Origin of the sequence: Nonomuraea longicatena, assembly GCF_039525605.1 — a bacterium.
Taxonomy (GTDB): Bacteria; Actinomycetota; Actinomycetes; order Streptosporangiales; family Streptosporangiaceae; genus Nonomuraea; species Nonomuraea longicatena.
This window is the reverse complement of the sequence record NZ_BAAAHQ010000073.1, coordinates 1-2,091: the sequence shown is the minus strand read 5'-3', so window position 1 is coordinate 2,091 and position 2,091 is coordinate 1. Positions and strand designations below refer to the sequence as shown.

Annotated in this window: 2 protein-coding genes; both read left to right on the top strand. The window is 62.9% G+C overall.

All coding sequences use genetic code 11. The annotated features are described in order from the left end of the window. Positions 1-127: 127 nt before the first annotated feature. A complete protein-coding gene (istA, locus tag ABD120_RS39180; RefSeq protein ID WP_343955520.1) occupies positions 128-1,624 on the top strand; it encodes an IS21 family transposase in 1,497 nt (498 codons plus the stop codon). Continuing rightward, positions 1,621-2,091 (top strand): ATP-binding protein (locus tag ABD120_RS39175; RefSeq protein ID WP_343955518.1); only part of this gene is annotated, 471 nt, incomplete at its 3' end. The genes istA and ABD120_RS39175, both read left to right, overlap by 4 nt.

Below are 2,091 nucleotides of genomic sequence, written 5' to 3'. Positions count from 1 at the left end.
GATCGTCTGAGAACGGCGGTGAGAAACTAGTCCACGGAAGCGGCGGCATGGAGCTGCTGCGGGCGGTGTAAAAGTCGTCCACCCTTTCCCTTTCTGCGACAGCAGGGAGGGCGCGAGGATTTTCAGCGTGGAACTATATCTCAGGGTTCGCCAAGCCTGCGCGGGGGGCATGAGCCAGCGTCAGGCGGCGAAGGCCTTCAACATCTCCCGTGATACGGTTGCGAAGATGATGACGTTCTCGGTGCCGCCGGGCTACCGGCGGACGGCCGAAGTCAGGCGGCCGAAGCTTGATCCCTTTATCCCGATCATCGAGGGCTGGCTTGAGGCGGATCGCTCCATGCCGCGGAAGCAGCGGCACACGGCGAAGCGGGTGTTCGACCGGCTTCGTGACGAGTGCGGGTTCACCGGCGGCTACACGATCATCAAGGATTACATCCGGGAGCGAGAACGGCGGGGCCAGGAAGTGTTCGTGCCGCTGGCGCATCCCCCGGGCCATGCGCAGGCCGACTTCGGCGAGGCGATGGTCAAGATTGGCGGTGTCGAGCAGAAGGCCCACTTCTTTGTTTTGGATCTGCCGCACAGCGACGCCTGTTACGTCCGCGCCTATCCGGCGGCTGTGGCCGAGGCTTGGGTGGACGGCCACATCCACGCCTTTGCCTTCTTTGGGGCAGTGCCGCAGTCGATCGTCTATGACAATGACCGGTGCCTGGTGGCGAAGATCCTGCCCGATGGCACCCGCAAGCGGGCCGTGCTGTTCAGCGGCTTCCTGTCGCATTACCTGATCCGGGACCACTACGGCCGTCCTGGCAAAGGCAATGACAAGGGGAATGTCGAGGGCTTGGTGGGCTATTGCCGCCGCAACTTCATGGTGCCGCTTCCCGAGTTCACGAGCTGGGAGGCATTCAACCTTTGGCTGGAGGAGCAATGCCGCAAGCGCCAGCACGATGTCCTGCGCGGTGAGAGCGAGACGATCGGCGAGCGGTTGCAACGTGATCTGGTTGCCATGCGCCCCCTCCCGGTCGCGCCTTTCGACGCCTGTGACCAGGACAGTGGCCGCGTCTCGTCCCAGTGTCTGGTGCGCTACAAGACCAACGACTACTCGGTGCCGGTTGCCTTCGGCCATCAGGATGTCTGGATCCGGGCCTATGTCCACGAGGTGGTGATCGGCTGCCGGGGCGAGGTCATTGCCCGCCATCCCCGCTGCTGGGATCGCGAGGAGATCGTCTTCAACCCGATCCACTACCTGCCGCTGCTGGAGCAGAAGATCAACGCACTCGATCAGGCCGCACCATTGCAAGGCTGGGAGCTTCCCGAGGAGTTCGCAACGTTGCGCCGGCTAATGGAAGCTCGCATGAACCGACATGGCCGACGCGAATACGTCCAGGTCCTGCGGTTGCTCGAGACCTTTGATCTGGCTGATCTGCATGCCGCGGTGAAGCAGGCGCTTCAGATGGGCGCAATCGGCTTCGACGCCGTGAAGCACCTGCTGCTTTGCCGTGTTGAACACCGTCCGCCCCGGCTGGACCTGGACTGTTATCCCTATCTACCCAAGGCAACAGTCGAGAAAACCAGGCCCGGCTCCTATATGCGGTTGTTGTCGGGCGATGCGGAGGACGCGGCATGAGCGATGGTCCGGAAATCCTGCTCGCCCATCACCTCAAGGCGCTGAAGCTGCCCACGTTCCTGCGGGAACATCAGAAGCTGGCCCGGCAATGTGCGGCCGAAGGCATGGATCATGTCCGATACCTCGCCCGGCTTGTTGAACTGGAGTTGATCGACCGGGAGCGGAGGATGGTCGAGCGCCGCATCAAGGCCGCCAAATTCCCCACGGTCAAAAGCCTCGACAGCTTCGACTTCAGCGCCATCCCGAAGCTCAACAAGATGCAGGTGCTGGAACTGGCCCGCTGCGAATGGATCGAGCGGCGCGAGAACGTCATTGCCCTTGGCCCAAGCGGCACGGGCAAGACGCACATTGCCCTTGGCCTCGGGCTGGCGGCTTGTCAGAAGGGCATGTCGGTCAGCTTCACCACCGCCGCAGCCCTGGTCAACGAACTGATGGAGGCCCGCGACGAACGTCGCCTGCTTCGCTTT